The organism is bacterium, assembly GCA_027622355.1.
GTDB lineage: Bacteria > UBA8248 > UBA8248 > UBA8248 > UBA8248 > JAQBZT01.
Window position 1 is genome coordinate 1 of sequence record JAQBZT010000322.1, and the last position, 2,895, is coordinate 2,895.

3 protein-coding genes are annotated in these 2,895 nt (G+C 63.5%); all 3 read right to left on the reverse strand.

Annotated elements, in window-relative coordinates:
* Positions 1 to 77: 77 nt before the first annotated feature.
* Positions 78 to 1,244: a citrate synthase/methylcitrate synthase gene (locus O2807_14155; protein ID MDA1001645.1), complete on the reverse strand. Its 1,167-nt coding sequence runs from the start codon at positions 1,242 to 1,244 to the stop codon at positions 78 to 80.
* Positions 1,245 to 1,504: 260 nt separating this feature from the next.
* A complete protein-coding gene (speB, locus tag O2807_14160; protein ID MDA1001646.1) occupies positions 1,505 to 2,368 on the reverse strand; it encodes an agmatinase in 864 nt (287 codons plus the stop codon).
* Positions 2,368 to 2,895 (reverse strand): spermidine synthase (locus tag O2807_14165; protein ID MDA1001647.1); only part of this gene is annotated, 528 nt, incomplete at its 5' end. The genes speB and O2807_14165, both read right to left, overlap by 1 nt.

The following is a 2,895-nucleotide window of genomic DNA, read 5'->3' on the forward strand; positions in this document are numbered from 1 at the left end:
GAACGGCTCCTGACCCCGTCGGACAAAAACAAAAAAGCCCCCGGACGGCCGGGGGCTTCGTTTTTGGGAGGAGCGGGCTAGCGTTTGTCGATGGAGACGTACTTCGCATCGAGATCGCCGATATAGAGGGTGCGGGGGCGGAAGAGGCGGTTCTCCGGCAGATACTCCAGAATCCGTGCCGACCATCCCGCGATGCGGGCCACCGCGAAGATGGGGGTGAACATGTCGGCCTCGATCCCCATGGCGTTGTAGATAACACCCGAGAAGAAATCCACGTTGGGGAAGATGCCCTTCCCGCCGAGATCGGCGACCACCAGCTCCTCGAGCCGCTTGGCGATTTTGTAGAGATTCCCGGTTCCCGCCTTTTCGGAAAGCTCCTTGGCGATCGGGTCGAAGATGACCGCGCGCGGATCATAGGCCTTGTAGACCCGGTGGCCGAAGCCCATGACCTTGCGCTTCGCGGCCTTCGACTTCTCGAACCACTCGTCGGTTTTATCCGGCTCGCCGATCTCCATGAAGGTCCGCAGTGTGGCCTCGTTCGCGCCGCCGTGGAGCGGACCCTTCAGCGAGCCGATCCCGGCGACGATCGAGCTGTAAAAATCGGTCAAGGAGCTGTTGACCACCATCGAGCTGAAGGTGGAAGCGTTCATCCCGTGCTCGGCATGGAGAATGAGGGCCATGTCCATCACCTCCGCCGTCCGGATATCGGGATGTTCACCCGTCATCATCCGCAGAAAATCCTCCGAGTGGCCCAGGGAGGGATCGGGTTCCACGATGGGCTGCCCCTGCCGCACCCGCTGGATGGCCCCCACGATGGTGGCGAACCGGGCCGTCAGGTCGATGGCGATTTCCCGGTCGTTTTCGACGGTGACCTCGAATTCCCTGGGGTTCAGGCAGCCGAGCAACGAGACGGCCGTCCGGAGGGTGTTCATCGGGTGGGTTCTCTTGGCGATGCCGGAGATGAGATCTTTCACTTCGCCCGGAATCGCCCGGCGGCCGGCAAGGTCGCTCGCGAAGGCATCAAGCTCGGCGCGGTTGGGAAGCCGCCCGTTGAGGAGGAGATAGACCGTTTCCTCGAAGCCGCCTCCGCCCCGGCAAAGATCGTCAATGCTGTATCCCAGGTAAATCAGCTTCCCGTTTTCGCCATCCACATAGCTGATACGGCTCTCGTTCGTAATGGCGCCCTCAAGTCCTTTTTTGAACTCGGTTTTGCCGACGAACTGCTTGGGTTTCTCCGCGTTCATTTTCTCGATTCCCTCTTCTACAAGCATGTGATGGCCAATTTCAGGAAAAACCCCCGCACCGAGCCCGCGGGAAAAACTGGCAACCGGGCCCGAGGAGTACTGGCCGTATACTGTATACAAATATGGTGTTTAATGCGCCTCGCTACAATTATATCCGCGTCCAGCGCATGATCGCAATCCGGCCGAGGGGACGTGAGGCTTAGGACTCCGAAATCCCTCCTCCGGCGCACTTTCCCGCCCCAGGAAGGCTTCTCGGGGTGCTATCCCTTTTCGGGCAAGGCGAGGAGCAGCTCGCGCACTGCCTTGGCCGCCGCCACAGCGCTCGCCCCGGAGGGGTCGCAGGGCGGGGAAAACTCCACCACATCGAGCGCCACAATCCGGGCGCCTTTGCGCTTGAGCGCGCCGATGCAGGCCGCCATATCGGCATACCGGACACCCCCCGCCTCGGGGGTCCCCGTCCCCGGAAACTCGCCCGGATCGAGCACATCGAGATCGAGGGTGAGGTAGATCGGCGCGCCCGCGCACGCGGAGAGGGCTTCCTCCACCGCTGCGGGCGACAGCGAGCGGCCGGTGGCCCGCTCCCGCATCCAGGTCCACTCCTCGCGGGTCCCGGAGCGGATTCCGAACTGATGCAAGCGCCCATCGCCCACTTTTTCCACCACCCGGCGCATGACGGTCGCATGGGAGAGCGCCGCGCCCTCGTACGCTTCTCTCAGGTCGGCGTGGGCGTCCCACTGGAAAACCACGAGGCGCGGATGGGCCTCCAGGGCCGCCTCGATGAGGGGAAGCGAAATCAGATGCTCGCCCCCCAGGGCGAAAGGCACCTTTCCCGCTGTGAGGATGCGCCGGGCCTCCTCCCCGATGCGGCGAAGGACCGGCCCAACGCCCCCTTCCGGGAGCAGCAGATCGCCTGCGTCGGCATAGCGGAGATCTTCGAGATCGGCATCAAGAAGCGGGCTGTAGGTTTCGATGGAATCGGAGGCCTCCCGGATATCGGCGGGCCCGAGGCGCGCACCGGACCGGTAGGTGACCGTACCGTCGAAGGGGCAGCCGAAGAGAAGGATATCCGCGTCATCGAAGCCGTCCCCCGCCCCGAGAAAACGGACGGGAGAGGAGCGCCCCATCAGCGGGTCAGCTCCTGAACGAAAACTGGCAAGGTGAAGAGGGCGCGGTGCAGTTCACGCGAGTAGTAGTGCATCTTCATCGTCTTCGGCACCGGCCGGGGGGTGCGCTTGGCGGGCGATGAACCGTCCGGGGTTGCGATGGCGAAGGACCAGACGCCCCCCGGATAGGTGGGCACCCCGGCCAGATAATAGTCCACTCCCCGGAAGGCCTTTCGGATAGTGCGTGAAATGCGCCGCAGTCCTTTGACCTCGAAGATGGGCCCCTGGGACTGGGTGGCGTAGACACCGCCCGGCCGGAGCGCCTCGCGCGCCGCCCGGAAGAAGGAGAGCCGCGTAAGGGGGGAAGCCATGTTCACCGGGTCGGTCGAATCCACGAGAATCACATCGAAGGCGCGCTTGTTCTTTTCGATGTACTTCACGCCATCCTCGATGAGCACCGTGGCGCGCTTGTCGTCGAGAGCGCCCGCCGCGATCGAGGAGAGATATTTCCGGCAGGACTCAACGACCATGCCGTCAATTTCACAGAG

Coding starts and splice junctions, on each gene's coding strand:
- O2807_14155 (MDA1001645.1), bottom strand. CDS start 1,244: ATGAACGCGGAGAAACCCAAGCAGTTCGTCGGCAAAACCGAGTTCAAA.
- speB (MDA1001646.1), bottom strand. CDS start 2,368: ATGGGGCGCTCCTCTCCCGTCCGTTTTCTCGGGGCGGGGGACGGCTTC.